This is a genomic window from Bradyrhizobium sp. USDA 4451, assembly GCF_054822585.1.
Genome location: NZ_JBTRCH010000001.1, coordinates 7,280,919 through 7,306,157 on the forward strand (window position 1 = coordinate 7,280,919; position 25,239 = coordinate 7,306,157).

Sequence of the window (25,239 nt, forward strand, 5' to 3'; positions counted from 1 at the left end):
ACCGACAACCAAGGCGCGTGCGCCCGGACAAATCAATCTTTGCTCAACAGGTTGAATCTAGTCTGCCGTCGCTTCAGCGATGATGGTTAAGGAGATATGGGGATCATGCCTGCGACGAAAATGGCCGAAGGGCTCAATCAGCGACAAGCCGGCTTCAATCTCTTCCTCGTCGGATTCCTGATCCTGTTCCTCGAACTGGCCTGCATCCGCTGGTTTTCGGCCAAGGTCGTTTTCCTTCAGTTCTTCACCAACGTCGTCCTGCTCGCGTCCTTTCTCGGCATGTCCTGCGGCTGCCTTGCCGCGCGTCGCAGCACCAACTGGCTTGCGCTGTTTCCGGGCCTCGTGCTGCTGACATTTGCCGCGGTCTTCTTGATCATGGTGACGTATTCCAACTGGGGCGGGCTCGCGATCGATGTCGGTCACCAGGCTTCGCCGCAGGAGGTGTTTTTCGGCACCGAGGCGCGCAAGCCCGATCTTGCCCAATTCGTCGTGCCGATCGAGGCGATTGCCGGCCTGTTCTTCGTCCTGATCGCGCTGATGTTCGTCGGCCTCGGCCAGACGCTGGGCCGCGCCTTTGACGCCTATCCCGACCGCGTCGGCGGCTACTCCCTGAATATCGGCGGCAGCCTCGCCGGCATCGTCGGATTCTCGCTGCTGTCGTTCGCGCAGGCGCCGCCGGTGGTCTGGTTCCTGGTCAGCTTCGGCGGGATAGCCTACCTGCTCTATCAGGACAAGGGCCTGTCGATCATGCGTTTCGCGACGCTCGTCATCGTGCTGGCCTTTACCGGGCTTTACACCGGCGTCGACGATTCCGACGTCCATCAATTCCGCTGGTCGCCGTACTACGCGGTCGACTGGAACAAATCGAACGACATCATCACCGTCAACAACATCGGCCATCAGGAGATGATTCCGTTCGCCGAACGCGGCGCGTCCTATTCGCTGATTCACCTGCTGCAAAAGCACAGCGGCGGCGCGCCGTTCAAGGATGTCATGGTGATCGGCGCCGGCTCCGGCAACGACCTGGCGCACGCCTTGCATTTCGGCGTCGAGCGCATCGACGCGGTCGAGATCGATCCGGTGATCCAGAACATCGGCATCCACAACCATCCCGACAAGCCCTACCAGGACCCGCGGGTGGTGCCGCATCTCGACGACGGCCGGCATTTCCTGCGCACCACCGACCGCAAATACGATCTCGTCATCTACGCGCTGGTCGACTCGCTGATCCTGCACAGCGGCTACGCCAATATCCGCCTGGAAAGCTATTTGTTCACCGAGCAGGCATTCCAGGACGTCCGCCGCGTGCTGAAGCAGGACGGCATCTTCGTGATGTACAACTACTATCGTCAGGGCTGGATCGTGCAACGCGTGGCCGCAATGGCCAAGCAGGTGTTCGGTTGCGATCCGCTGGTGCTGCCGCTGCCCTACAAGGAAGCGCTGACCTCGTCGGAGGCGGTCGGCTTCACGACCATCATCGCGGGCTGCAATCCGCGCATCTCCACCGCGTTCCGCGACCGAGGCCCGTTCTGGCTGAACAGCGTGCCGCCGGAGAACCTGGCAATCGACGGCTTCGACAAGCCGCAGGACAAGGCAAAGGACAAGGCAGCCGCCACGCATGGCGACTGGGTGCCGCTGGCGCCGTCAAAGCTCGTGGTCGACAATGAGGGCGCCAAGCAATCGACCAGCGACGACTGGCCGTTCCTCTATGTCAGCGGGCGGCTGATCCCCGACCTGACCATCCGCTCGATGATCCTGCTCGGCGTGCTCGGGCTTGGTCTCGTCTATCTGTTCAAGCCGAAGGGCGCCTGGCGGCCCAACAGCCGGATGTTCTTCCTCGGTGCCGCCTTCATGCTGCTGGAAACCAAGGCAGTGGTGCAGATGGCGCTGCTGTTCGGCAGCACATGGCTGGTCAACTCGGCGGTGTTCTTCACCGCGCTCGTGCTGATCCTCGCGGCCAATCTCTATGTGATCAAGGTGCCGTCGACCCGGCTGGTGCTGCACTATGCCGGGCTGTTGCTGCTGCTGGCCGTCTCGGTGCTGGTGCCGCTCGACACCTTCCTCAGCGGCGGCATCGTCTGGCGCTACGTGATCCCGTGCGCGCTGGCGCTCGGCCCGATGTTCTTCGCCGGCGTGATCTTCGCCCGCAGCTTCCGCGACGAAGCCAATCCCGATCAGGCGTTCGGATCCAACATCGCGGGATCCGTGATCGGCGGCCTCGCCGAGTCGTGTTCGACTTTGCTCGGCTTCCGCTACCTCCTGCTCGTCGCGATCGGCTTCTATCTGCTGTCGGCCTGGATGCCGTCGCGCAAGGGGTAGCGCGTAAGGGACGCACCAGCGGCCGGGTTCCCTGCCCCGCAAGGGGGGAGGGAGCCTGACAGGTGTGCGCACCTCACGTATTCGAGCGCGAGCGGCAGACCATGGTCGCTACTACTTCTTCGACGCCTTCTTCTCCGCCGCGCCCTTGCCTTCCGCCTCCAGCGCTGCGCGGACGCGCTTGAATTCGCTCAGGTCGGCCTTGTCGACCTCGGGGAATTTCAGGTCGAGCTTGTCGAGCGCATTGACGATGGTCGAGCCGATCACGACGCGGGCGAACCATTTGTGATCGGCGGGCACGATGTGCCACGGCGCGTCCGCGGTCGCGGTGTGGTGGATCATGTCCTGATAGGCCGCCTGGTATTTGGCCCACAGCTGCCGCTCGGAAATGTCGGCCATGGAGAACTTCCAGTTCTTGGCCGGCTCCTCGAGCCGGTCGAGGAAGCGCTGGCGCTGCTCCTCCTTGGAGACATGCAGGAAGAACTTCAGGATCACGGTGCCGTTGCGCGACAGATAGCGCTCGATCGCGGAGATGTCCTCGAAGCGCTGGCGCCAGATATCCTTGGTCACGAGCTTCTTCGGAATCTTCTGCTTGCCGAGCACGTCGGCATGCACGCGCACCACCAGGCATTCCTCGTAATAGGAGCGGTTGAAGATGCCGATGCGACCGCGCTCCGGCAGCGCGATCATGGCGCGCCACATATAGTCGTGGTCGAGTTCCCTGGTCGAGGGCTGCTTGAACGAGGAGACCTCGCAGCCCTGCGGATTGACGCCCTCGAACACGCTCTTGATCGCCGAGTCCTTGCCGGCGGCGTCCATGCCCTGGAAGATCAAGAGCAGCGACCAGCGGTCCTGGGCGTAGAGCCTCTCCTGGTAGTCGCTGAGCCGCTTGCGGTTGGCTTCGATGATCTTGCCGCCGGCGTCCTTGTCGATGCCGCCCTTCTCGGCGGTCGGATACGACTTCAGGTGAAATTCGCCCGATCCATCGAAGCGGAACGGCGCGACGTAGGGCTTCAGTTCATCGGCGAGCGATGGGGACGGTTTGTTGCTCATGGCCTCTCGACGGCTTGCGTGGCGATTTGATCCGGTCGATCACGCTACCAAGAATGCCCTTGGGCAGGAAGATGATGAACAGCACCAGAAAGATGCCGTAGACCAGATTGTCCCAGCCGACCGCCTTGGTGCCGAACGAGATCCGCAGCACCTCGGCCAGCACGATGGTGATGACGGCGCCGACCGTCGGCCCCAAAACGACATAGACGCCGCCGACGATCGCCGCGAATACCATCTGCAGCGAGACCGCGATGCCGCTCACCGTGTCGGGCGAGATGAACATCTGGTACTGGCAGTACAGCGCGCCGGCGAGCGCGGTCATCAGCGCGCTGATCAGGGTGATCTTGAGCTTCTCGGCGGTGACGTTGACGCCGGCCGCGGCTGCGGCGTCCTCGTCCTCCGAGATCGCCTCCATGGCGTGGCGGATCATGCTGCGGTCGATCGCGCGCCAGATCACGAGGCCCAAAACCCAGACCGCGAGCGCGATCAGGTACCAGGTGGTCTTGTCGTCGAATTGCAGCGCGAACGGCCCCTTGCCGCTCGGTGCGCGCTGCGGCGTATAGCCGAGCGAACCGCCGGTATAGTCGCGAGTCGCGGTGATGACCTGCAGCACGATGCCGGACAGCGCCAGCGTCACCAGCACGAAATAATGCCCGGTGATGCGGAAGCGGAAGCACGGATAGGCCACGATCAGCGCGAGCACGCCTGCGGTCGCCATGCTCAGGGGAATGCCGATCCAGGGCGACACGCCGAGGTGGTTCCACAACAGCGCGGTGACATAGGCGCCGATGCCCATGAAGCCGCCATGGCCGAGCGAGACCAGGCCGAAGCGGCCCATGATCGACCACGAGGTGTAGGCGAACGACCAGATCAGGATCAGCACCAGCACGTGCAGATGATAGGGATCGCGATGCAGGAACGGCAGCGCGACCAGCACGAGCAGCGCGATGATCCAGCCGGCGAGCTTGCTGTTCACGAGCGCCTCGCGAGCAGGCCCGCGGGCCGGATGAACATCATCACGATGAAGAAGGCGAACGCCAGCACGTAGCCCCATTCGAGATCGGAGAACAGGCCGCCGAGCGAGATGATCTCGGCGAACACGAAGGCGGCGATGAAGCCGCCGATGAAATTGCCGAGGCCGCCGAGCACGCAGATCAGGAACGTGATCGGCCCGAACGACAGGCCGACGAACGGATGCACGTCATATTGCAGCACCAGGAGGCAGGCGGCGAGCCCGGCGAGGCCGCCGCCGATCGCCGAGGTGACGAGATAGATCCGCTTGGGGTCGACGCCCATCAGCGGCATGATCTGGCGATCCTGCGCGATGGCGCGGATCGCGGTGCCGGTGAAGGTCCGGGTCAGGAACAGATAGACGCCGATCATGCCGACCAGCGCCGCCGCAAACGACAGCAGCCGCGCGTAACTGAAATTCATCTCGCCGAGCGCCAGCACCGGCAGGCGGATGCCGAGATTGCGGAAGTCGATGCCGAAGGCGACGGTGGCGAAGCTCTGCAGGATGAACAGCACGCCGCCGGTGGCCAGCAGCTGGTTGATCGGCGGCGCGGTCAAGAGGGGCGCGATCACCAGGAAATGCAGCGCGGCCCCTAACAGCGCCACCAAGAGGATGACGAGCGGCGCGGCGGCCCAATACGGCAAATGGAACACCTGCACGAGGTAATACATGCCGTACATGCCGATCATCACCAGCTCGGCGTAGCAGATCCAGGTGACGTCGATGACGCCGAAGATCAAATTGAGCCCGAGCGCCAACAGCGCCAGCACGCCGCCAAGCAGGATGCCGTTGATGACGGCTTCCAGCAGGTAGATGTCGAAGATGTTGAGGAAGGATTGCATGGTTGCTCTGTCTTAGACGGTGGCGTCGTCTGGCTGATCTGGCAGGACCGTCATCCTGAGGCGCGAGCGGAGGGAGCCTCGAAGGATGGACGGCCACCAGCCGGGCCGTGCATCCTTCGAGACGCCGCTGCGCGGCTCCTCAGGATGACGGGAGAAGACGCCGCTCCGCTCGCACCTCGGGATGACGGGAAACTGTGTGGGCGCACGGGCTCGATTCACGATCATCATCCCCTACACTCCCAAATACGCCTGCTTGATGGTCTCGCTCGCCGCGAGCTCCGCCGCCGTGCCGGCGGCGCGGATGCTGCCTGCCTCCAGCAGATAGGCGCGGTCAACCACGCGCAGCACCTGCTGCACGTTCTGCTCGACGATCAAGACCGTCAGCCCCGAGGCGCGGATGCGCTTGACCAGCTCGAACACCTGCTGCACCACGACCGGCGCGAGCCCGGCCGACGGCTCGTCGAGCAGCAGCAGTTTCGGGTTCGACATCAGCGCGCGGCCGATCGCGCACATCTGCTGCTCGCCGCCCGACATCGTGCCGGCCATCTGCTGCAATCGCTCCTTCAGCCGCGGAAACAGTTCGAACACGAACTCCAGCCGCTCGGCGTAATGCGCGCGGGCGGCGGGCATGTAGGCACCCATCTTCAAATTGTCGGCGACCGTGAGCCGCGGAAACAGCCGGCGGTTTTCCGGCACATGCGCGATGCCGAGGCTGACGATGCGATGCGCAGGCGTCGCCACGACGTCGCTGCCCTCCATCGCGATGGTGCCGCGGATCGGCCGGATCAACCCCGAGATCACGCGCATCAGCGTGGTCTTGCCGGCGCCGTTCGGGCCGATCACGCCAACCGCCTCGCCCGCCTTGACGTTAAGGCTGACGTCGAACAACGCCTGGAAGCTGCCATAGCCCGCATCGATCGATTTCAGTTCCAGCATGCCGATCACGCCCCGATCCGGCGGCGCGCTTGCGCGGCGGCGGCCGCCGCAAGGCTCGCGTCCGCATCGGTGCCGAGATAGACCTCGATCACCCGTGGATTGCCGGCGACATCGGCCGGCAGCCCTTCGGCGATCTTCTCGCCATGATCGAGCACCATGACCCGATCGACCACGCGCATCAGCACGCCCATGATGTGCTCGACCCAGATGATGGTGACGCCGAGTTCGTCGCGGATCCGCCGCAGCATGTCGGCGGCCTGGTCCATCTCGGTCTCGTCAAGCCCGCCGAGGCTCTCGTCGGCGAGCAAAAGTTTTGGCCCGGTGGCAAGCGCCTTTGCCAGTTCGAGCTTCTTCAACCCGGCGGCGCCGAGCCCCTCGACGCTGGAGTGACGATCGGTCGGCAGCCCGACCATCGCCAGTGCGCGCTCGGCTGCCTCCTCCGCCTTGGCGCGGCTGTGGCGGCCCTGCCCGTAGAATCCGGCGAGCACGACGTTCTCGAAAATGCTGAGCCGATGGAACGGCCGCGGGATCTGGAAGGTGCGGCCGACGCCGCGGTTGATGATCCGGTGCGGGGCAAGCCCCGCGATCTCGCGGCCGTCGAACAGGATCGAGCCCTCGGTCGGCGGCAGCGTGCCCGACAGCATGTTGAAGATCGTGCTCTTGCCCGAGCCGTTCGGCCCGATCAGGCCGAGGATCTCGCCCTGCTCGACGCGGAACGAGACGTTGTTGACGGCGCGAAAGCCGCCAAACCGCTTGACCAGGCCTTCCACGGCGAGCACGGCAGTCCCTTTCGCGAGCGAGCTATTTATAGCTGTAGGTGGTGCCGGCCGGCAGCGGCAGCACGGTCTCGCGCTGCATCTGGCTCTTCGGCCACACCACATAGGATTTATCGTCGATATATTGCAGCACCACCGGGAACGAGCGCGCGTTCTGCCCGGCATACTGCTCGCCGTCGCCGTAGAACTTCACGCCGTAGCCGAGCATGGTGCCGCCCTCGGGAATGTCGGTGTCGAGCGCGGCCTTGCGCAGCGCATCCGGGTCGACGCCGCCATAGGTCTTGATCGCCCGCGGCAGCACATCGTCGAGGAACACATAGGCGTTGGCCGCGCCGATGCCGACATGGGCGGAGCGAATCGGCACCCCGGGCTTCAACCGGTCGAACTCCTCGCCGACCATCTTGATGACTGGCGGCAGCTTCGGATCCATGTCCTTCTGATTGGCAAGCCAGATCGAGATCGGATCGGTGTTGAACAGATAGTTGGCGTCGGCGCCGAGGCCTTCCTTGAGCTTCTCATAGACGCCATAGCCCGCGCCGTGGCCGACGATGGCGCCGAATTTCAGGCCTTGCTCACGCGCCTGGCGGAACAGCAAGGTGATGTCCGGATTGTAGCCGGTGTGGAAGATCACGTCCGGCTTGGCGCGCTTCAGCTTGGTGACCAGCGCCGACAAATCCGGCGCGGTCGCCGAATAGCCTTCCTTGAGCACGATGTTGAAGCCGGCCTTCTTCGCGCCGGCCTCGTTGCCCTTGGCGACGTCGACGCCATAGGCGCCGTCCTCATGGATGATGGCAACGCGCAGGTCCTTCGGCTCCTTGCCGAACTTCGGCAGCGAGTATTGCGCGATGAAGTCGGTCGTCATCATGCCGTATTGGTTGCCGGCGGCCTGCGGGCGAAACACATATTTGTAGTTCTTGCCGTCGAACACGCCCGAGGAGATGCAGGTCGTGATCCACATGAACTTCTTCATCTGGTCGACCCGGGCCGCAACCGGCACGCATTGTGCCGAGGAGAAGAAGCCCATCACCATGTCGACCTTCTCCTGCTCGAGCAGGCGAACGGCCTCGTTGATGGCGATATCAGGCTTGCTCTGCGCGTCGGCATAGACCGCCTCGACCTTGTAGCCCTCGACGCCGGTCTTGGCGTAATGGTCGAGCATGATCTTGACGCCGGTATATTGCAGCTCGGAGCCGCCGCCGGCCAGCGGGCCGGTCAAGTCGAAGATCACGCCGATCTTGATCTTCTTATCCTGCGCCTGCGCGGCAGCGGCCACGCCGAGCGCCGCAACCACGACAGACAGACCCGCGAGCCAGCGGGCAACCCTCCTGACCGGCATGAATCCCTCCCCAGAGATTGTGCACTGCATTTCTTATTGTCGTGCCGCCCTATCACAGGGGGCGCGGCCGGTGATGTCAAGCACGATGGCTGCGTCGCCACGGCGCAGGCTTGCGCAAAGTTTCGGCGAACCAGCGGAGACGACTTTTCAGACCGGAGAACTACGGAAGGCAGCTTTGCTATTTCTGCCTTATCCTGAGCGCTGCGAAGTAGCTGTCATTGGAGGCGACACATGACTCATATGCTTTGCAGAGCGAGACCCATCTTGTGGTTCGGTGCGTGCGTGATTGGATTCGGAGCGTGGATTGCCGCTTCGTCGGGCGCGCTGGCGCAGAATTCGCCGTCCGCCGAGGCCAGGCTGAAGGAGCTGAACATCACACTGCCGCCCGTTCCGACACCGGTCGCCAACTACGTCGATGCGGTCCGGGTCGGCAATCTGCTCTTCCTCGCAGGAAACACTCCGGCCGCGGACTGGAAGTACAAGGGCAAGGTGGGCAAGGACCTCACCGTGCAGGAAGGCTACGACACGGCCCGTCAGGTCGGCCTGATCATGCTGGCGAAAGTGCGCGTCGCACTGGGGAGCCTCGATCGCGTCAAGCGCGTGGTCAAGGTCTTCGGGATGGTCAATTCAGCCGACGGGTTTGGCGAGCAGCCGAAAGTCGTGAACGGATTCTCCGATTTGATGGTCGAGGTCTTCGGCGATGCGGCCGGCAAGCACGCGCGATCTGCTGTCGGGATGGCGGGACTTCCGTTCAACAACGCTGTTGAGGTCGAGATGATCGTTGAAGTGGCCGAATGACCGGCCGTTGCTCCTGGTCGGGAGCCGTCAATGACGGACAGTGTTAGTCACGCGCGCCCCCAAGTGAGCCTCACCCTACGCCGGCAGCTGCGTTTCGATGAACGCGGTGACGAAGCGCGGCATGGCGGGGGTAAGATCGGCGCGGCTGCGCACCAGGTGGATACCGGCGAGTTCGGGATTGTCCTGCCGTGCGAGATTGGCCTCGATCCGAGCACGCAGCGCATCGCCTGGCATATCGACGCGCAGGATCTGCATCATCGCCAGCGCAACGCCGGTGTAGATGCAGTGCCAGTCACTATCGGCATGGCAATCCGCTGCGATGAGCCCGGTCTCTTCCTCGAGCTCGCGCATCACGCTGCCCGCGATATCGACGGTCTCGCCCCTGATGTCGTCGAGATCGGGCGTGCCTGACGGAAAATAGATCCGTCCGGCATTCGCGGTCTGCTCGCCCATCACCCCGCAGACGAAGGCGCCGTCGCTCGAGAGCAGCGCGCCCATGCCGAAGCCGTTGAATATCTCCTTGTCCGGGAATCCCCAGTCGCGCCAGGCGAGGAAGCTTGCGAAATCGGTCTCGAAATAGCTCGCGCTGAGCCGCTCGCCGGCAAACACCGGATCGCGCCCGAGCAGCACGCGGCCGTTCCACAGGTTCGGGTTCAGCCGCTGCTGCTCGGCGAAATGCGCGTCGATCTCGACGCGCCGCTGGTCGGCGAACGGCCAGGGCCGCCGCTGCAAGGCGAGGTCGAGCGCAGTGACGCGACAAATCAGCGGGGACTGCATGTCTTTATGAACTTACTTCGCGCTTCCGGTCGTCTTCTTGACCTGATCGACGAACTTGTTGGTGTAGGTCTTGGTGACGTCGATGCCGGCCTTCGCGACCTCGGGCGAGCCTTCGCTGAACACCGCGAGCACGGCCTCGGCGCCCTTGGGGTCCATCTTGCCGGTTTCCGAGAACATCGGGATCGTGTTCTTCAGCGCGGCCAGATAGAGGTCCTTGTTCTTGCCGACGATCTCCTCCGGCATCTTGGCCATGATGTCTTCGGCGGAATGCGAATGGATCCAGGCCAGCGTCGCCATCATCGCATTGGTCAGCGCCTGCACCTCCTTGTCGTGGCCGTTGACCCAGGCCGCGGTCGAATAGAGCGCGCCGCCCGGATATTCGCCGCCGAACACCGCGAGCGTGTCGTGCTGGGTGCGGGTATCGCTGAGGATCTTGAGGTCAGCGTGGCTGCCTTGCAGCACAGTGACGGAGGGATCGAGCATCACGGCGGCATCGATCTGGCCCTGCTCCATCGCGGCCACCGCGGTGGCGCCGAGGCCGACGCCGATCACGGCGGTGCCGGCCGGATCGAGGCCGTTCTTCTTCAACAGGTATTTCAGGAAGAAGTCGGTCGAGGAGCCCGGCGCGCTGACGCCGACCTTCTTGCCGGCAAGATCCTTGATCGAATTGATCTCGCCGGTGTGCTTCGGCGACACCACCAGCACGAGGCCGGGATAGCGGTCATAGACCACGAAGGCCTGCAGCTCCTGTTTCTTGGCGGCGAGATTGACGCAGTGATCAAAATAACCGGAGACGACGTCGGCGCTGCCGCCGAGCACGGCTTTCAGCGCATCCGAGCCGCCCTTGAGGTCGACCAACTCGACCGCAAGCCCGGCCTTGTCATATTCGCCGAGCTGCTTGGCCAGCACGGTGGGCAGATAGCACAGGCAGGCGCCGCCCCCGACCGCGATGGTGATTTTGCTTTGCGCCGCGGCAAGGCCCGTGGACAGGGTCAGCGTCAGCAGCGTTCCGGCAAGCCTGCCAAGCCATTTGTTCATGACGTCCTCCGATCGAATTGACCGGCAAGATAGAGGAGCCGGCATGGCTTGAGAAGGCGACTTTCCGGGTGCTGGTCAAGCCTGCGGCGGCGGCATAGCATCGCGACTACAAGAAAACGCCGAAGAAGCACCAAGAATGCTTCAAGGCAGACATCAAGGGAGGTTTTCCATGAATCGGATTGCGACCGCGCTGTCGATTGCCGCCGCTTTTGCCGCCGGCTGCGGCGTCACCCATCTGCTGCGGCCGGCACTCGCCGCCGAAAGCATCACCGCGCAGGTGATCCACACCGGTGAGATGGAGGGCGACAAGCTCGGCGACGCCAACAAGGTCGGCTTCCGCTCGAAAATGTTCGTCTCGGCCGACGGCGCCACCGTCTCGATCCAGGACGGCAATGTGCCGAAGCACATGCACCCCAACACCAACGAGATGCAGTTCATCCTGGAAGGCACCGGCACGGTCTGGCTCGGCGACAAGGAAGTGACGGTGAAGCCGGGCGATTTGATCGTGATCCCGAAGGGCACGCCGCATGGCGGCACCAAGCCGAACGGCCGCGCCTTCAAGGCGATCGCGATCAAGACGCCGCCGCAGGCGCCTGACGATACCAAGCTGCTGGATTGATCCGGACTTAACAGACCTTCCCCGTCATCCTGAGGTGCGCGCCCGGCGGCGCTCTTGCGCGGCTGGGCTCGCCTCGAAGGATGAATCGGCATAGCTTGGGCCGTGCATCCTTCGAGGCTCGCTCCGCTCGCACCCCCAGCGACAAAGGCGAAGCCTTTGCGCGGGGATGACGGTGCTGACTTCGCTGGGTTGCGCATGAGCGTCATCCGGGCATGTGCAAGTCTCCCCGCATGACGCCAGTTCCATTACATGGCGACTGACAGATAATTCACTTGCCTCGTATCGGCTCGCTCCATAATATGATGATCGTCATTTATAGAGAACATGGACCATGAGCCTCGACGATCACCCCACGGTCAGGGCTGTGCGGGCGCGCAGCAGCCAGCCGGCCCCCGACCTCCCGGTGTCGGCGGAGCTGATCAAGGAGATCGCGCGCAATTGCGGGGCCGACGATGTCGGCGTCATCGAATTCGAACGCGCCGCGATCGCGCCGCAGCGCGACTTCATCCGCAAGGTCTACGGCCGGACGCGTTCCCTGCTCGCGATCGTCTGCCACATGAACCGCGAGCCGGTGCGCTCGCCGGCGCGGTCGGTCGCCAATGAGGAATTCCACTCGACCTACGATCACGTCAACGAAACCGCCCGCGCCATCGTTCGCGCGCTCGACGAGCACGGCATCCCGGCCTGCAACTCGGTCGCCGCGTTCCCGATGGAGATGGACCTGCCGCGGATCATGATGGTCCAGCACAAGCCGATCGCGGTCGAGGCCGGACTCGGGCGGATGGGAATCCATCGCAGCGTGATCCACCCGAAATTCGGCAGCTTCGTGCTGCTCGGCACCATCCTGCTCGGCTGCGAGGTCGACGCTCACGACCAGCCGATCGATTATAATCCGTGCCTGGAATGCAAATTGTGCATCGCGGCCTGCCCGGTCGGCGCCATCAAGCCGGACGGCGGCTTCGATTTCCTGTCCTGCCACACCCACAATTATCACGACTTTCTCGGCAACTTCGCGCAGTGGGTGGAGAAGGTCGCGGACGCGAAGGACGCGAGCGATTATCGCGCCCGGGTGCCGCGCACCGAGACGATGAACGTCTGGCAATCGCTGTCGTTCAAGCCGGGCTACAAGGCGGCCTATTGCATCTCGGCCTGCCCGGCCGGCGAAGACGTGATCGGGCCGTTTCTGGACAATCGCGAGGCGCATTTCGCCGACGTGGTGCAGCCGCTGATCGACAAGGACGAGTTCGTCTATGTGATCCCGGACACCGACGCCGAGGACACGGTGACCCGGCGCTTTCCGCACAAGAAGGTCCAGCAGGTCACGTCCGGCCGCCATACCGGCAGCATCCAGGCCTATATCTTCTCGCTCTCGCTCGGATTCCAGCGCGGCCGGGCGCGCGGCCTCGATCTCGTGACGCATCTGCGCTTCACCGGAGCCAGCGCGCTGGACATGACGGTCACGATCAAGGGCAAGGAGCTTCAGGTGGTGCCGGGGCGGCATGTCGGAGAGGCGACCCTGACCATCACCGGCGACACAACGGCATGGCTGCGCGTGCAGAATCGCGACCTCGACCTTGCCGACGCGATCGCCTCGGAGCTGGTGAGCGTCAGCGATGAGAAGCTGTTCGCGGCCTACATGCGGTGCTTCCCGCTCTGAGTCGAATGCTTCCCTGCGTAGGGGCGGGTTAGGCGCAGCCGTAACACGCCTCTTTGCATGCGTGACATCGGCGGGTCACGATCTCACACCAACAGCCCGCCGCCATCGACCGCAAGCGTCTGCCCGGTGACGTAGCTGTTCAGCATCAGATAGACATAGGCGGTGGCCGCCTCGCTCGGCGATGCCGCGCGCGGCAATGGTAAGCCTGCTACATAGCCACGCACCCGCTCCTCCGGCATCTGCCTGACGCGCTCGGTGAGGATGAGCCCCGGGCACACCGCATTGACGCGCACCGGCGCCAGATCGACCGCAAGGCCGCGGGCCAGGCTCTCCATGGCGCCTGCCGCCGCGGTCACGAACGGCATCGCCTTTTGCGGACGATGCGCCAGCATGCCGCCGGTCAGCGTGATCGATCCATTCGCAGCGATCGCGCGGCTGGCGTGCTTGACCGCCGCGAGCGAGCCCCAGAAACGAAGATTGAGAGTCTCGCGCGCGACAGCGAGGTCGAGATCGCGCGTCGCACCGAACACCGGCAGGCCTTGATCGCCTGCCGTGATCGCGAGGTGATCGAAGCTGCCGACCTGGTCGAAGAAGCGCGACACACTGGCTTCGTCGCGCAGATCGACGGTCGTGCCTGATGATCCCGGCAGCCGCGCAACCGCCGCATCGACGTTGGCCGGGTTGCTGGAGGCAATCACCACCTGCGCGCCCCGCTCCTGCACGAGCGCGGCGACGGCGAAGCCGATCCCCGACGATCCCCCGATTGCGATCACGCGCTTGCCGGCAAGCGACATCATGGCTTCCGTCATGGTTCTTGCTCCGCCGCTTACTGTGCGAAATAAGCGGGATGATCGATGTCGGCGAGCAGCCCCGCCTGCTGCGGCTGCCAGTCGAGCCGCGCGCGCGTTCGGGCGCTCGAGGTCGGCACATCGAAAGCGACGAACCTGCTGAACATGCCGAAATGCTCGGCCGCCTCCTCCGGCGATTTCGACAGCAGCGGAACGTTGAGCCGGCGGGCGATGACCTCGGCGATCGCCTTGAACGGCACGCCCTCATCGGCGACCGCATGGAACGGGCCGCCTTCGACGCCGCGTTCGAGCGCGAGCCGATAGACGCGTGCCGCGTCGAGGCGATGCACGCCGGGCCAGCGATTCTGTCCCTCGCCGATATAGGCCGAGACGCCCTTCTCGCGCGCAAATGCCACGAGGCGCGGCACGAAGCCATGATCGCCGTGACCATGCACCGAGGGCGGCAGGCGCACGACCGCGGCACGCACGCCGCGCGCGGCTTGCGCCATCGTCGTTTCCTCGGACGCACGCGGATAGGCCTCGGAGACCGGAATCGGTGGATCCTCTTCGGTCGCGACGCGGCCCTGTGCCACCCGCGCGACGCCCGAGGTGGTGATCAGCGGACGCGTCGAGCCTTCGAGCACGCGACCCAGCGTCTCGATCGCGCGCCGGTCGTCCGCGCAGTTCTGCGCAAACCTCGAAAAGTCGTGATTGAACGCGCAGTGGATCACGGCATCGGCCTGCGCGGCGCCGCTCTTCAAGCTGTCGAGATCTTCCAGCGTTCCGTAATGAACCCCGGCACCGGCGGCAGCGAGCGCTTCCGCGCCCTTGTCGGATCGGGTCATGCCGAGCACCTGATGGCCGGCAGCGATCAGATCGTTGGTGACGGCGGAGCCGACCCAACCGGTGGCTCCAGTGACAAACACGCGCATCAGAAAGTCTCCATGTTTTGCTGGAGACAAATCTGGGGCGCCGCGCTATCGTGGTAAAGTAGTGACCTTATCATGGTATAATGGCTAACAGGATGAGCGAACCGCTCACGCAAGAGAATCTGCTCGGCGCTTACCTGAAGGACCGCCGCAGCAAGCTCGATCCGGCGACATTCGGCTTTCCGCCGGAGCGGCGCCGCACGCCGGGCCTGCGGCGCGAGGAAGTGGCGCAGCGCGCCAACATCTCCGCGACCTGGTACACCTGGCTCGAACAAGGACGTGGCGGCGCGCCGTCGGCCGACGTGCTCGACCGCATCGCGCGTGCGCTGATGCTGACCGAAGTCGAGCGCGAGCATCTGTTCCTGCTCGGCCTCGGCCGCACACCCGAGGTGCGCTACCAGAAAAGCGAAGGCGTGACGCCGCGGCTGCAACGCGTGCTCGACGCGCTGGAGCCGCAACCTGCCGTGATCAGGACCGCGATATGGGACATCGTCGCCTGGAACCGGGCGGCGACGGTGATGCTGACGGACTACGGATCGCTGCCGCCGCGCGAGCGCAACGTGCTGCGCTTCATGTTCCTCGATCCGCGCGTCCGCGCCGCGCAACACGACTGGGCCAGCGTCGCGCGTTTCGTGGTCGGCGCCTTCAGGGTCGATGCGGCACGCGCCGGCGCGGCCGCCGAAGTGCAACCGTTCGTCGACGAGCTCTGCCGGCTCAGCCCCGAATTCGCGACGCTGTGGCGCGACAACGACGTGCGCGCCCATGGCGAGGGCGTCAAGCAGCTCCGGCACCCGATCCTGGGCACGGTCAAGTTCGAATATTCGGCGTTCGCGGTCGACGGCCGATCCGACCTCAGCATGATCGTCTACAATCCGATCGACCCGGAGGTGACGGAAAAGATCCGTCGGCTGATCAACGCTGTGCCGGCGGATCAACCGACCTGATCGTTGCCGCCGCAGCGACGTTTCCGCGCAGCCGAGAACCGTTAACCATCGCCTGGCCGCCTTTCACCCGATTTATCCCCGCGCCGAAGGCCGACCACCGCATCGCCGAACGCGGCATTCTCCGCATTTTTAACGAATGAGGGTATGCAACCTTAAGGCGCAGATGCGATGCAGCTTCCACGCAGCGGGGTAACGACGTATGACCAGTCAAGTCATCGAGACACGGGCCTTGTGGCTTGTCATCGCCGTCATTGCCGTGATCGATCTGGTGTGGCTGCGCATGTCGGGAATGTCGGTCGCGCTCCCCCCTGCCAAGGCGGTCATGTTCGTGATCGTTGCGTCGCTCGCGCTGGTCTACGTCCGGTTCAGGCCTGATCGACGCATCGCCGAACTCGCCATCGCATGCGCACAACTGATCGCCTTCACCGCGGTCGCCGCGGTGTTGAGCTATCTGACGGTCACCTCGAAATTCCCGTTGATCGATCGCCAGCTCGCCGCGATCGACGCCGCGTTGTATCTGGACTGGCCGGCCTATTTCAATTGGGTCGACAAACACCCCGCGATCAAGAGCATCCTCGATACCGCATACGATAGCTGCCTGGCGCAGACCGCGGTGCTGCTGGTGTCGCTGAGCGCGTGCGAGCGGTTCGAACAGATGCGCGAGTTCGTCTGGCTGTTCATGATGGCGCTGCTGGTCGCGATTCCGATCTCGTGGATCTTCCCCGCCGTCAGCGCCTGGGTCCAGTTTGACGTCGTCGCCCGCGCCGACGCCTATCACCTGGCCGATTTCAACGCGCTTCGCGCCGGTCAGATGACGCGCATCCCGCTGGCGGACGTGAACGGTCTGATCACCTTTCCATCCTTCCATACTGCGCTGGCCGTCATCCTGATCTACGCCAGCAGGGGCATGAAGCTGCTATTCCCTGTGTTCCTCGTGCTGAACCTGCTGGTGATCGCCTCGACGCCCACCATCGGCGGCCATTATTTCATCGACGTGATCGCGGGTGCGGCCCTCGTCCTGTGCCTGATCGGCCTGCGCCGGATGTCGTGGCGGACATTGTTTGCGCACCGGGCCGCCTCGCCGTCATACCAAGTCGAATATGTCGGGGCCGATCAGCGCCGCCGCTGAAGCCTGATCTCGCGGCCCTAGTCCCGCGCCGCCGCCGTCGGCCGCCAGACCAGCAGCCGCTTCTCCACCACCGTCACGCCCATGTCGATCAGGATGACGAACGCCGACAGCACGAACATGCCGGCAAACACGCCGGCGACGTCGAACACGCCTTCGGCCTGCTGGATCAGATAGCCGAGACCGGCCGCCGAGCCGAGATATTCACCGACCACGGCGCCGACCACCGCGAAGCCGACCGAGGTGTGCAGCGACGAGAACATCCAGGACAGCGCCGACGGCCAGTAGACGTGGCGCATCAGCTGCCGCTCGTTCATACCGAGCATGCGGCCATTGTCGAGCACCGTGGTCGGCACCTCCTTGACGCCCTGGTAGACGTTGAAGAACACGATGAAGAACACCAGCGTCACGCCGAGCGCGACCTTGGACCAGACGCCGAGCCCGAACCACAGCGCGAAGATCGGCGCCAGCACGACGCGCGGCAGCGCGTTGACCATCTTCACATAGGGATCGAACACCGCGGCGACGCGCGGCTGCCGCGCGAACCAAAAGCCGACCAGGATGCCGCCGACCGAGCCGATCACGAAGGCCAGGATCGATTCCCACAAGGTGATCGCCAGATGCTTCCAGATCACCCCGCTCGAGAACCATTTGACGATCTGGCTGAAGACGTCGACCGGGTTGGAGAAGAAGAACGGCGGCAGCAGCACCTTGCCGAACACCGGCACGGTGGAAAAGACCTGCCACAAGGCCAGCGTGACGACGGCGACGAGAATCTGAAGGGAGAGCAGCGTGACGCGCGACATCAGGCGGCCCCCGCCTGTGTCGACTGCGCATAGCCTTTCATGACCTCGTCCTTCAGCACGCCCCAGATCTCGCGGTGCAGGGCGTGGAAATCCTTCTCCATCCTGATCTCGGCGATGTCGCGCGGCCGCGGGAGCGTGATGCGCCAATCGCCGATGATGCGCGCAGACGGACCGGCCGACATGATCACGACGCGGTCGGCCAGCGCGATCGCCTCCTCGAGATCGTGGGTGACGAACAGCACCGCCTTGCGGTCGGCCGTCCACAATTCCAGCAGCAGGTTGCCCATGATCTGCCGGGTCTGGGCATCGAGCGGACCGAACGGCTCGTCCATCAAGAGGATCTTCGGATCGCGGATCAGGACTTGCGCGAGCGCCACGCGCTTACGCTGGCCGCCCGATAGCATGTGCGGATAGCGGCCCGCGAACGCGCCGAGCCCGACCGAGGTCAACCATTTTTGTGCGCGCGCCAGCGCCTCACTCCGCGGCGTGCCCCTGATCTCGAGGCCGATCGCGACATTGTCGATCGCGGTCTTCCACGGGAACAGCGCATCGGCCTGGAACAGATAACCGGCGTCGCGGTTGAGGCCGCCGAGCGGCTTGTCGAAGATCCGCGCCGATCCGGACGCGGGTTTCAGCAGCCCCGCGGTGACGTTGAGCAGCGTCGACTTTCCGCATCCGGTCGGCCCGACAATGGCGACGAACTCGCCATGCGCCACCGCAAGATTGGCCTGCTCGACCGCGGTATAGACCCGTCCATCCGCCAACCGAAACGCCACCGTCGCATTGTCAAGCGCGACCGCCGTCGGCTCCGTCATCGCCACGCATTCCTCCCCGAATTTTCGGAAATGGCTTAGCGGTTCGGGCCGGCAAGTTCAACGCAGGAAGATGGCGCAGACGGCCAAGCCGCGGTCACGCAGTTTTCAGCGCAGCGGGGTTGCGCACTGCGCAAGCGGGGTTGCGAATTGGCGCGACATCGTCGAGGCTGCCGGCCAAATCGCAGGATCAGGAGATAATCATGCGGATCGCAGTGGTGGGGGCCGGCGGCGTCGGTGGCGGCTTTGGTGCGGCGCTCGCGCATGCCGGGGCCGACGTCACCTTTATCGCGCGCGGCGCCCATCTGGCCGCGATGCGCAGCGAGGGGCTGAAGGTTCAGGGCGGCCGTGGCGAAAGCCATTTGATGCCGACCCAGGCGACCGACGATCCCGCCGGCGTCGGCCCGGTCGACATCGTGCTGTTCTGCGTCAAGCTGTGGGACGTCGAAAGCGCCGGCGCACACATCAAACCGATGGTCGGTCCGGACACCGCGGTGATCCCGCTGCAGAACGGCATCGATGCGCCCGACCGGCTGATCCCGATCCTCGGACCCAACGCTGTGATGGGCGGCGTGGCGCAGATCTCCGCCTCGATCATCAAGCCCGGCGTCATCAACCAGGTCGGCAGCTTCATGCGGATGATCTTCGGCGAGCTCGACGGCCGCATCACGCCGCGCGGCAAGGCGCTGCTCGAGCTCTGCCTGAAGGCCGGCTTCGATGCGACGCTGAGCGAGCAGATCAACACCGAGCTGTGGATGAAGTTCGTCGGCCTCGCCACCAATGCCGGCATGACCGCGGTCACGCGCCAGCCGATCGGCGGGTTGCGCGACGATCCCGATCTGCGCCCGCTGTTCGTGTCGGCCTGCGAGGAGACCATCGCGGTCGCCCACGCCAGCGGCATCAAGCTGCCGCCGGATGCGCTCGAGAAGGTGCTCGCCTTCATCGGTCATGCGCCGCCGGCGATGAAGGCCTCGATGGCGCTCGACCTCGAGCGCGGCAACCGGCTCGAACTGCCCTGGCTGAACGGCAAGGTGGTCGAGCTCGGCCGCAAGCTCGGCATCCCGACGCCGACGCACGATTTCCTCTACGCGGTGCTGAAGCCTTACGCGATGGGCAGGCCGTCCTGATAGCCGAGCAAGACCGAAATCTGCCGGCCCGCTTCGCGCACCAGTTCGGAATAGTCCAACAGCGACGCGCCTCGCGCACCCGCGTCAGTGCGCGCGATGGCGATGCACCCGGCGCTTCGGAGGCAGCGGCGGCGCAAAAAAGGGATTCACCGAGCACATCGCGGCGCGGCCCGACGCACTCATCTGGCACTGCGGGATCGAGGTGAAGCTACAATCGATGTAGTTTCCGGCCCTGCCTTGAAAGACCTGCATGCACACCGGATAGTTCGGGTCATAGGCCTGCCCGGCGGCAGGTCCAATCAGGGCGGCCGCAAATGCAGCGATCGCGAGCAGCTTCAGGTACATCGGTCTCTCCTCGGCATTGCAGGGTTTCCTCACAACCGCCGGAGTTAGTCAACAGCACCTGAGACGCGACAGCCATGCAGGCGATCGCAGGCGGGCAACATCCCGATGCGCGAGCCGCTAATCGGCGGGCCGGCGCTGCCTTTGCCCCCGCTCCCTGGGTGGCTTTCTTGGACCCTTGTAGAATGGATTGACCGAGCATGTCGCCGCGCGCCCCGAAGCCGTTGCCTGGCACTGCGGAAGCGACGTGTAGCTGCAATCGATGTATTCCGGCGTCAGCCTGCCGCCATAGACTTCCAGGCACACCGGATAGTTCGGATCGTACATCTGCGCGGCAGCGGGCCCGGCAATGCCGACGCCGATCACGGCGACGATGAAGCGTGTCAAGCGCATCGCGTTCTCCTCAAGCCTGAGCGCAGGGCACACGGCTATCGCTGTTCGTCGGCCGGCTTGCCGTCGCCTTCACCGAGACAACGGATCATGAAGGCCGTCGTGTCCCGCGGCAGCACCTGGGCGGCGCGCGCTTTGAGGCGGCATTCGAGCTGCGCGATCTGGCGCGCCCGTTGCCGTTCGGACGGCAGCGCCGATTGCCGCAACCGGCGCAAGGTCATCGGCGTGCCGTCCGACTCGAAGCTCAGCTCGTACTTCTTGCCGTTCTGGTCGGTGGCGGTGCAGGTGACGGTGGACACCTGCCGCGTGATGAAACTGCCGACCTGGCGGCAGGAGCCCGTCGACATTTCGACCAACGGCACCGGCAAGCCATCGACGCGCGGACGATCGCTCGACTTCAGCAACATCCGGTCGACCGAAAGCTCGAACAGATTGTCCTGGGTGCGCTCGGTGCTCTCGCCGGAGAACGAGACGATGTGGCTCTTGTCGGCGGGATCGTCGAGCACCACGGTGAATTCGGAACGGCCGCGCAGGGTGTGGAAATAGGCGACCGCCTTGCAGCTATAGCTGCGGCCCGCGACGGTCACGTTGCGGCAGGTGCCCGACATCAGCGCATACAGATCGACGTCGTAGACCGGGCCCGCGGCGACGGCGAGCGCGGGCCAGCAGACGACGGCAGCCGCAATCAATCGAGCGAAACGGGAGATCATGCTGAAACGGCCGAAAACACGGTCAATCGGGAAGTCCATGGACTCAGGGTCGCTGATTTCCACGGACTGTGCAACGACGAAGCAGGCCTAAATGTGGAGACCCCGCAAACCGGCGGGAAACGCACCACAGCCCGTGCTGAAAGGCCGCGGCCCGGCCGCCTTGCGTCAGATCTGCGGGCCGGACAACGTCACCTCGCGCTCGGCGCGGAACACGTTGCTGTAGAGATTGGCGATCCACTGGCGGCCGCTTGCCGTCATGTTCAAACAGTTGATGGCGCCCTGGATGTGCGGCGCAACCATGTTCCAGTAGAATTGCGGATAACGGTCGACGATATCGGCCGGCGATTCATAACCGAGCTGGCGGTTGATGCCGACTTCCTCGAACTCGTGATAGAGCGCGTTGGCCTTCCTTATGTAGTTGGGATCACCGAGCTGCCCGATGAAATCGGCCGCCCGGACGATCGCGGCCTCGTCGTCATATTGCTGGCCTTCGGGCGCCGGAAACCGCGTGCCCTCGATGTTGCGCGCGACGCGCTCGCGATCGAGCGGGAGCACGGCCTCGAGCCGGTCGAGCACATACAGCTTCGAGCGATCGACATGGTACGGCATCAGGCCGGCATCCGACGAGCCGCGCGGCAGCACCACCTTGTTGCCGGCGGCATCGATGACGTACCCATCCGGGCCATCGCCCTTCAGCAGGCCGCGCACATAGCCGATGTCGTGAGTGAGGCAGGCGATGATGGTGTGGGTGTAATCCTCGGCGGTGACGTGGGTGTGCAGCGCGCGGCCGCGAATGATGTCGTGCCCGGCCAGCGTCACCAGCATCGTATGCTCGACATTGTGGTAAAGTGCATCGCTGTTGCCGATGCATTCCAGCGCGATCCGCGCCGCGGCCGGCAGCAGTTCGCCGAAGCGCGCTTGCGAAGCCCCGAAGGTGCGGCTGACATGCGTGGCGAAGAACTTCTCCAAAGCGCCTGCCGCCAACTCAGGTAACGTCATCATCGATGCAGCCCCCGACCGCGCAACGTTCCTCGTTCGCCCTCGATCTCACGCCGTAGTTGGGCAACGAGTATAGCGTATCTGCGGGCGTGCGGCTACGCGCTGCCGAACGCACCGAATGGCTCCCGCCGTACTTTACCGGTGTTGCCGGCCGCGACGCCCGGCCCACTGATAGTGGCATGAACCGTGCATGATTCGATTCAGACCGGGTTAATTCTACGGATAAAGACCATCATGCTTGTTACGCTCGTCGCCATCCTCTGCAATGCTCAGCTCTGCATGGAAAAGGTCGTCACCAACAGCGACCAATCAGGCATCACCATGGGCGCCTGCGCCGTAAATGCCCAAATCGGCATCGCCGACTGGCTCGCCAAGGGCCCGTATCACGAATGGCACCTGCAGAGTTACAAGTGCATCATGGGCAAATACGTCCCCAAGAACGAAGTGTGATGTGTGCTCACAGCCCCGAAAGGGGCTGATCCACTTCACGGGTCCGACTGGAACGGCAGCCGCGCGGCGCAGGCGTTCGCGCCGCAGGCCAATGTCCATTTTTGCGAAACCGCAGGTGCGACCACCTGCACCTCGAGTCAAAGTCCGTTTTATGGGCTATCACTGTCGTTCACGATCGTGAGACTGAGGTCGCCCTGGAATGCCCGCAACGCCGCTGATTGCCTACGCGCATGTCGGCAAGAGTTTTGACGATGGTCGCGTGGTGGCGGTCGACGATGTCTCGCTCGACGTGGCCGCGGGCGAATTCCTGGCCATTGTCGGCGGCTCGGGGTCCGGCAAGACGACGCTGCTCAGGCTCACCAACCGCCTGATCGAAGCCGACCGCGGCCAGATCGCAATCGAGGGCGAGGATGTCAGCCGCATCGACCCGATCCTGCTGCGGCGCCGCATCGGCTATGTCTTCCAGAGTGCCGGGCTGTTTCCGCATCTCACCGTTGCCGGCAATATCGGCATCACGCCCAAACTGCTCGGCTGGCCGCAAGCGGATGTCGCGGCGCGCGTCGACGAGCTGCTCGACCTGGTGCGGCTCGATCGCGCGCACTATCGCGACCGTCTCCCCCACGAACTCTCCGGCGGTCAGCGCCAACGTGTCGGCGTCGCGCGTGCACTGGCCGCGAGGCCGCGCATCGTGCTGATGGACGAGCCGTTCGGCGCGCTCGATCCGCTGACCCGCGACGCGCTTGGCGACGACTATCGCGCGCTGCACCGCGAGCTTGGCCTGACCACAATCATGATCACCCACGACATGACCGAGGCATTGCTGCTGTCCGATCGTGTCGCGGTCATGCATGGCGGCCGGCTGCTGGCCCAGGGCACGCCGGCGGACCTCTCGGCCAGCACCGACGCCTATGTCGGCGAGCTCATGCGCACGCCGCGACGACAGGCGGACCGGCTCGGCGCATTGCTGCCACGGGACGGCACGGCATGAGCCTGTTCGCCGATCCACGCTGGAGCGAGGCGCTGTCACATCTGCCTGACTATCTCGGCAGTCATGTGCGGGTCAGCGTGTCGGCGCTGGCGCTCGGGCTGCTGGTCAGCCTGCCGCTCGCGGTCATCGCCCGCAACCGACCGGTGCTGCGCACCGCCCTGCTCGGGCTCGCCAGCATCGTGCAGACGGTGCCCGGCCTCGCGCTGCTCGCGCTGTTCTACCCGCTGCTGCTGGCGCTCGCGGCGCTGACCGCGGCGTGGCTCGGCTTCAGCTTCTCCGCCTTCGGCTTCCTGCCGGCGGTGCTGGCGCTCGCGCTCTATTCGATGCTGCCGGTGCTGCGCAACACCATCACCGGCCTGTCGGGCGTCGATCCCGCCGTCCTGGAGGCCGCGGAAGGTGTCGGCATGACGCCGCGGCAATCGCTCACCATGGTCGAGCTGCCGCTGGCGCTGCCGGTGATGATGGCGGGAGTCCGCACCGCCGCGGTCTGGGTGATCGGCACCGCGACGCTGTCGACGCCGATCGGCCAGACCAGCCTCGGTAACTACATCTTCGCCGGGCTGCAGACCCAGAACTGGGTGTTCGTGCTGTTCGGCTGCTTTGCCGCCGCCGTGCTCGCACTTGTCGTCGACCAGTTGCTGGCGCTGATCGAGAACGGCCTGCGCAGTCAGAGCCGCATCCGCACCGCGCTCGGCGGGCTCGGCATCGCCGCCCTGATCGGCGCAACGCTGGTGCCCGCACTCGCCCGTCCGCATGCGCGCTATGTGGTCGGCGCCAAGACCTTCACCGAGCAATATGTCCTGTCGGCGCTGATGGCGCAGCGGCTGCAAGCGGCCGGGCTACCGGCCACGACCCGCGCCGGCCTCGGCTCCAACGTGATCTTCGACGCGCTCGCGTCAGGCGATATCGACGTCTATGTCGACTATTCCGGCACGCTGTGGGCCAACCAGTTCCACCATGCCGACATCAAGCCGCGTGCCGAGCTGCTGGCGGAGCTGAAGGCCGTGCTGGCCAAGCAGGACATCACGCTGTTCGGCGAGCTCGGCTTCGAGAATGCCTATGCGCTGGTGATGCCGAGGAAGCGCGCCGATCAGCTCGGCATCCATTCGATCGCCGACCTCGCATCGCGCGCCGCGACGATGTCGATCGCCGGCGACTATGAATTCTTCTCGCGTCCGGAATGGGCCGACATCCAGAAGGCCTATGGGCTGGCTTTCCGCGCCCAGCGCCAGATGCAGCCGGACTTCATGTATGCCGCGGTCGCCTCCGGCGAGGTCGACGTCATCGCGGGCTACACCAGCGACGGGTTGATCGCGAAATACGATCTCGTCGCGCTCGAGGACAACAGGCATGCCATCCCGCCCTATGACGCGATCGTGCTGCTTTCGTCGCAGCGGCGTGATGACGACGCCTTCAAGGCGGCGCTACAGCCGCTGCTCGGCAAGATCGACATCGCCGCGATGCGCGAGGCGAATTTGCGCGCCTCGGGCAATGACGCATCATCGTCGCCGGACGCGGTGGCGCGCTGGCTCTGGGAGAAGATCGGGCCACGCTAGAGCCTTTTCCGTTCCGATGGAATCGGAACGGGGCTCTAGATTCGTGTTTTGACGCGTTTTCTTTACGCGAACCGGTAGCCACCTCGCTCGAAAACGCTCTAGTCCCGTCGTC

General features: G+C 64.7%; 26 protein-coding genes. 10 read left to right on the forward strand and 16 right to left on the reverse strand.

Annotated elements, in window-relative coordinates; translation table 11 throughout:
• Positions 1-105: 105 nt before the first annotated feature.
• Positions 106-2,319 (forward strand): spermine/spermidine synthase domain-containing protein, encoded by a 2,214-nt coding sequence (locus tag ACVMB0_RS34155; protein WP_461348999.1) that lies wholly within the window; start codon positions 106-108, stop codon positions 2,317-2,319.
• Between the two features lie 111 nt (positions 2,320-2,430).
• Here ACVMB0_RS34155 and ACVMB0_RS34160 read toward each other — a convergent pair whose 3' ends face one another.
• The 6 genes from ACVMB0_RS34160 to ACVMB0_RS34185 form a co-directional block, all read right to left on the reverse strand.
• A complete protein-coding gene (locus tag ACVMB0_RS34160; RefSeq protein ID WP_461349000.1) occupies positions 2,431-3,369 on the reverse strand; it encodes a polyphosphate kinase 2 family protein in 939 nt (312 codons plus the stop codon).
• Positions 3,335-4,345 carry a branched-chain amino acid ABC transporter permease gene (locus ACVMB0_RS34165; RefSeq protein ID WP_461349001.1) on the reverse strand — a complete coding sequence of 337 codons (1,011 nt, stop codon included), beginning with the start codon at positions 4,343-4,345 and terminating at the stop codon, positions 3,335-3,337. Before ACVMB0_RS34165 ends, ACVMB0_RS34160 begins: the two co-directional genes overlap by 35 nt.
• Positions 4,342-5,223 (reverse strand): branched-chain amino acid ABC transporter permease, encoded by an 882-nt coding sequence (locus tag ACVMB0_RS34170; protein WP_456753464.1) that lies wholly within the window; start codon positions 5,221-5,223, stop codon positions 4,342-4,344. Before ACVMB0_RS34170 ends, ACVMB0_RS34165 begins: the two co-directional genes overlap by 4 nt.
• 231 nt (positions 5,224-5,454) lie before the next feature.
• Positions 5,455-6,159, reverse strand: coding sequence for an ABC transporter ATP-binding protein (locus ACVMB0_RS34175; RefSeq protein ID WP_461349763.1), 705 nt, complete (start codon positions 6,157-6,159; stop codon positions 5,455-5,457).
• 5 nt (positions 6,160-6,164) lie between these two features.
• Positions 6,165-6,938: an ABC transporter ATP-binding protein gene (locus tag ACVMB0_RS34180; protein ID WP_461349002.1), complete on the reverse strand. Its 774-nt coding sequence runs from the start codon at positions 6,936-6,938 to the stop codon at positions 6,165-6,167.
• A gap of 22 nt (positions 6,939-6,960) precedes the next feature.
• Positions 6,961-8,271 (reverse strand): ABC transporter substrate-binding protein, encoded by a 1,311-nt coding sequence (locus tag ACVMB0_RS34185; protein ID WP_461349003.1) that lies wholly within the window; start codon positions 8,269-8,271, stop codon positions 6,961-6,963.
• Between the two features lie 264 nt (positions 8,272-8,535).
• Here ACVMB0_RS34185 and ACVMB0_RS34190 point away from each other — a divergent pair, with 264 nt between their 5' ends.
• Positions 8,536-9,069 (forward strand): RidA family protein, encoded by a 534-nt coding sequence (locus ACVMB0_RS34190; RefSeq protein ID WP_461349004.1) that lies wholly within the window; start codon positions 8,536-8,538, stop codon positions 9,067-9,069.
• 75 nt (positions 9,070-9,144) lie between these two features.
• Here the strand turns inward: ACVMB0_RS34190 and ACVMB0_RS34195 are convergent, their stop codons facing one another.
• Together ACVMB0_RS34195 and ACVMB0_RS34200 are read right to left on the reverse strand one after the other, a co-directional pair.
• Positions 9,145-9,846 carry an NUDIX hydrolase gene (locus tag ACVMB0_RS34195; RefSeq protein ID WP_456753460.1) on the reverse strand — a complete coding sequence of 234 codons (702 nt, stop codon included), beginning with the start codon at positions 9,844-9,846 and terminating at the stop codon, positions 9,145-9,147.
• Positions 9,847-9,858: 12 nt separating this feature from the next.
• Complete coding sequence (locus ACVMB0_RS34200) at positions 9,859-10,884, reverse strand: ABC transporter substrate-binding protein (protein ID WP_461349005.1); 1,026 nt, start codon at positions 10,882-10,884, stop codon at positions 9,859-9,861.
• Positions 10,885-11,053: 169 nt separating this feature from the next.
• On the opposite strand from ACVMB0_RS34200, the gene ACVMB0_RS34205 reads away from it, so the two are divergent.
• Positions 11,054-11,503, forward strand: a complete 450-nt coding sequence (locus ACVMB0_RS34205; RefSeq protein ID WP_456753458.1) for a cupin domain-containing protein — start codon at positions 11,054-11,056, stop codon at positions 11,501-11,503.
• 331 nt (positions 11,504-11,834) lie between these two features.
• A complete protein-coding gene (locus ACVMB0_RS34210; RefSeq protein ID WP_461349006.1) occupies positions 11,835-13,160 on the forward strand; it encodes a 4Fe-4S binding protein in 1,326 nt (441 codons plus the stop codon).
• An 83-nt stretch (positions 13,161-13,243) separates the two neighbouring features.
• Here the strand turns inward: ACVMB0_RS34210 and ACVMB0_RS34215 are convergent, their stop codons facing one another.
• Together ACVMB0_RS34215 and ACVMB0_RS34220 are read right to left on the reverse strand one after the other, a co-directional pair.
• Positions 13,244-13,969 (reverse strand): SDR family oxidoreductase, encoded by a 726-nt coding sequence (locus tag ACVMB0_RS34215; RefSeq protein ID WP_461349007.1) that lies wholly within the window; start codon positions 13,967-13,969, stop codon positions 13,244-13,246.
• A gap of 17 nt (positions 13,970-13,986) precedes the next feature.
• Entirely contained in the window at positions 13,987-14,880 is an 894-nt protein-coding gene (locus ACVMB0_RS34220) for an SDR family oxidoreductase (RefSeq protein WP_461349008.1), read from the reverse strand.
• A gap of 92 nt (positions 14,881-14,972) precedes the next feature.
• Between ACVMB0_RS34220 and ACVMB0_RS34225 the strand changes: the two genes are divergently transcribed.
• Together ACVMB0_RS34225 and ACVMB0_RS34230 are read left to right on the forward strand one after the other, a co-directional pair.
• The gene (locus tag ACVMB0_RS34225) at positions 14,973-15,821 is read left to right on the forward strand and encodes a helix-turn-helix transcriptional regulator (protein WP_461349009.1); all 849 of its coding nucleotides are present in this window, start codon (positions 14,973-14,975) and stop codon (positions 15,819-15,821) included.
• A 199-nt stretch (positions 15,822-16,020) separates the two neighbouring features.
• Positions 16,021-16,950: a phosphatase PAP2 family protein gene (locus ACVMB0_RS34230; protein WP_461349010.1), complete on the forward strand. Its 930-nt coding sequence runs from the start codon at positions 16,021-16,023 to the stop codon at positions 16,948-16,950.
• 17 nt (positions 16,951-16,967) lie between these two features.
• On the opposite strand, the gene ACVMB0_RS34235 is transcribed toward ACVMB0_RS34230, so the two are convergent.
• Positions 16,968-17,753, reverse strand: coding sequence for an ABC transporter permease (locus tag ACVMB0_RS34235; protein WP_461349011.1), 786 nt, complete (start codon positions 17,751-17,753; stop codon positions 16,968-16,970).
• Positions 17,753-18,568, reverse strand: coding sequence for an ABC transporter ATP-binding protein (locus ACVMB0_RS34240; protein ID WP_461349012.1), 816 nt, complete (start codon positions 18,566-18,568; stop codon positions 17,753-17,755). The genes ACVMB0_RS34235 and ACVMB0_RS34240 overlap by 1 nt, the downstream gene beginning before the upstream one ends.
• Positions 18,569-18,768: 200 nt before the next feature.
• Here ACVMB0_RS34240 and ACVMB0_RS34245 point away from each other — a divergent pair, with 200 nt between their 5' ends.
• Positions 18,769-19,692: a ketopantoate reductase family protein gene (locus ACVMB0_RS34245; RefSeq protein ID WP_461349013.1), complete on the forward strand. Its 924-nt coding sequence runs from the start codon at positions 18,769-18,771 to the stop codon at positions 19,690-19,692.
• 84 nt (positions 19,693-19,776) lie between these two features.
• Here ACVMB0_RS34245 and ACVMB0_RS34250 read toward each other — a convergent pair whose 3' ends face one another.
• From ACVMB0_RS34250 to ACVMB0_RS34265, 4 genes are all read right to left on the reverse strand, one after another.
• Entirely contained in the window at positions 19,777-20,037 is a 261-nt protein-coding gene (locus tag ACVMB0_RS34250) for a DUF3551 domain-containing protein (RefSeq protein WP_461349014.1), read from the reverse strand.
• Positions 20,038-20,154: 117 nt separating this feature from the next.
• Positions 20,155-20,427, reverse strand: coding sequence for a DUF3551 domain-containing protein (locus ACVMB0_RS34255; protein WP_461349015.1), 273 nt, complete (start codon positions 20,425-20,427; stop codon positions 20,155-20,157).
• A gap of 35 nt (positions 20,428-20,462) precedes the next feature.
• Positions 20,463-21,134 carry a hypothetical protein gene (locus ACVMB0_RS34260; protein WP_461349016.1) on the reverse strand — a complete coding sequence of 224 codons (672 nt, stop codon included), beginning with the start codon at positions 21,132-21,134 and terminating at the stop codon, positions 20,463-20,465.
• Between the two features lie 165 nt (positions 21,135-21,299).
• Positions 21,300-22,136 carry a metal-dependent phosphohydrolase gene (locus ACVMB0_RS34265; RefSeq protein WP_212022280.1) on the reverse strand — a complete coding sequence of 279 codons (837 nt, stop codon included), beginning with the start codon at positions 22,134-22,136 and terminating at the stop codon, positions 21,300-21,302.
• Positions 22,137-22,367: 231 nt separating this feature from the next.
• Here ACVMB0_RS34265 and ACVMB0_RS34270 point away from each other — a divergent pair, with 231 nt between their 5' ends.
• The 3 genes from ACVMB0_RS34270 to ACVMB0_RS34280 all read left to right on the forward strand — a co-directional run bounded on the left by ACVMB0_RS34270 (position 22,368) and on the right by ACVMB0_RS34280 (position 25,127).
• Positions 22,368-22,583, forward strand: coding sequence for a hypothetical protein (locus ACVMB0_RS34270; RefSeq protein WP_076866967.1), 216 nt, complete (start codon positions 22,368-22,370; stop codon positions 22,581-22,583).
• A gap of 199 nt (positions 22,584-22,782) precedes the next feature.
• Entirely contained in the window at positions 22,783-23,571 is a 789-nt protein-coding gene (locus ACVMB0_RS34275) for an ATP-binding cassette domain-containing protein (protein ID WP_461349017.1), read from the forward strand.
• Positions 23,568-25,127 (forward strand): ABC transporter permease/substrate-binding protein, encoded by a 1,560-nt coding sequence (locus ACVMB0_RS34280; protein WP_461349018.1) that lies wholly within the window; start codon positions 23,568-23,570, stop codon positions 25,125-25,127. Before ACVMB0_RS34275 ends, ACVMB0_RS34280 begins: the two co-directional genes overlap by 4 nt.
• The last annotated feature ends 112 nt before the right edge of the window (positions 25,128-25,239 follow it).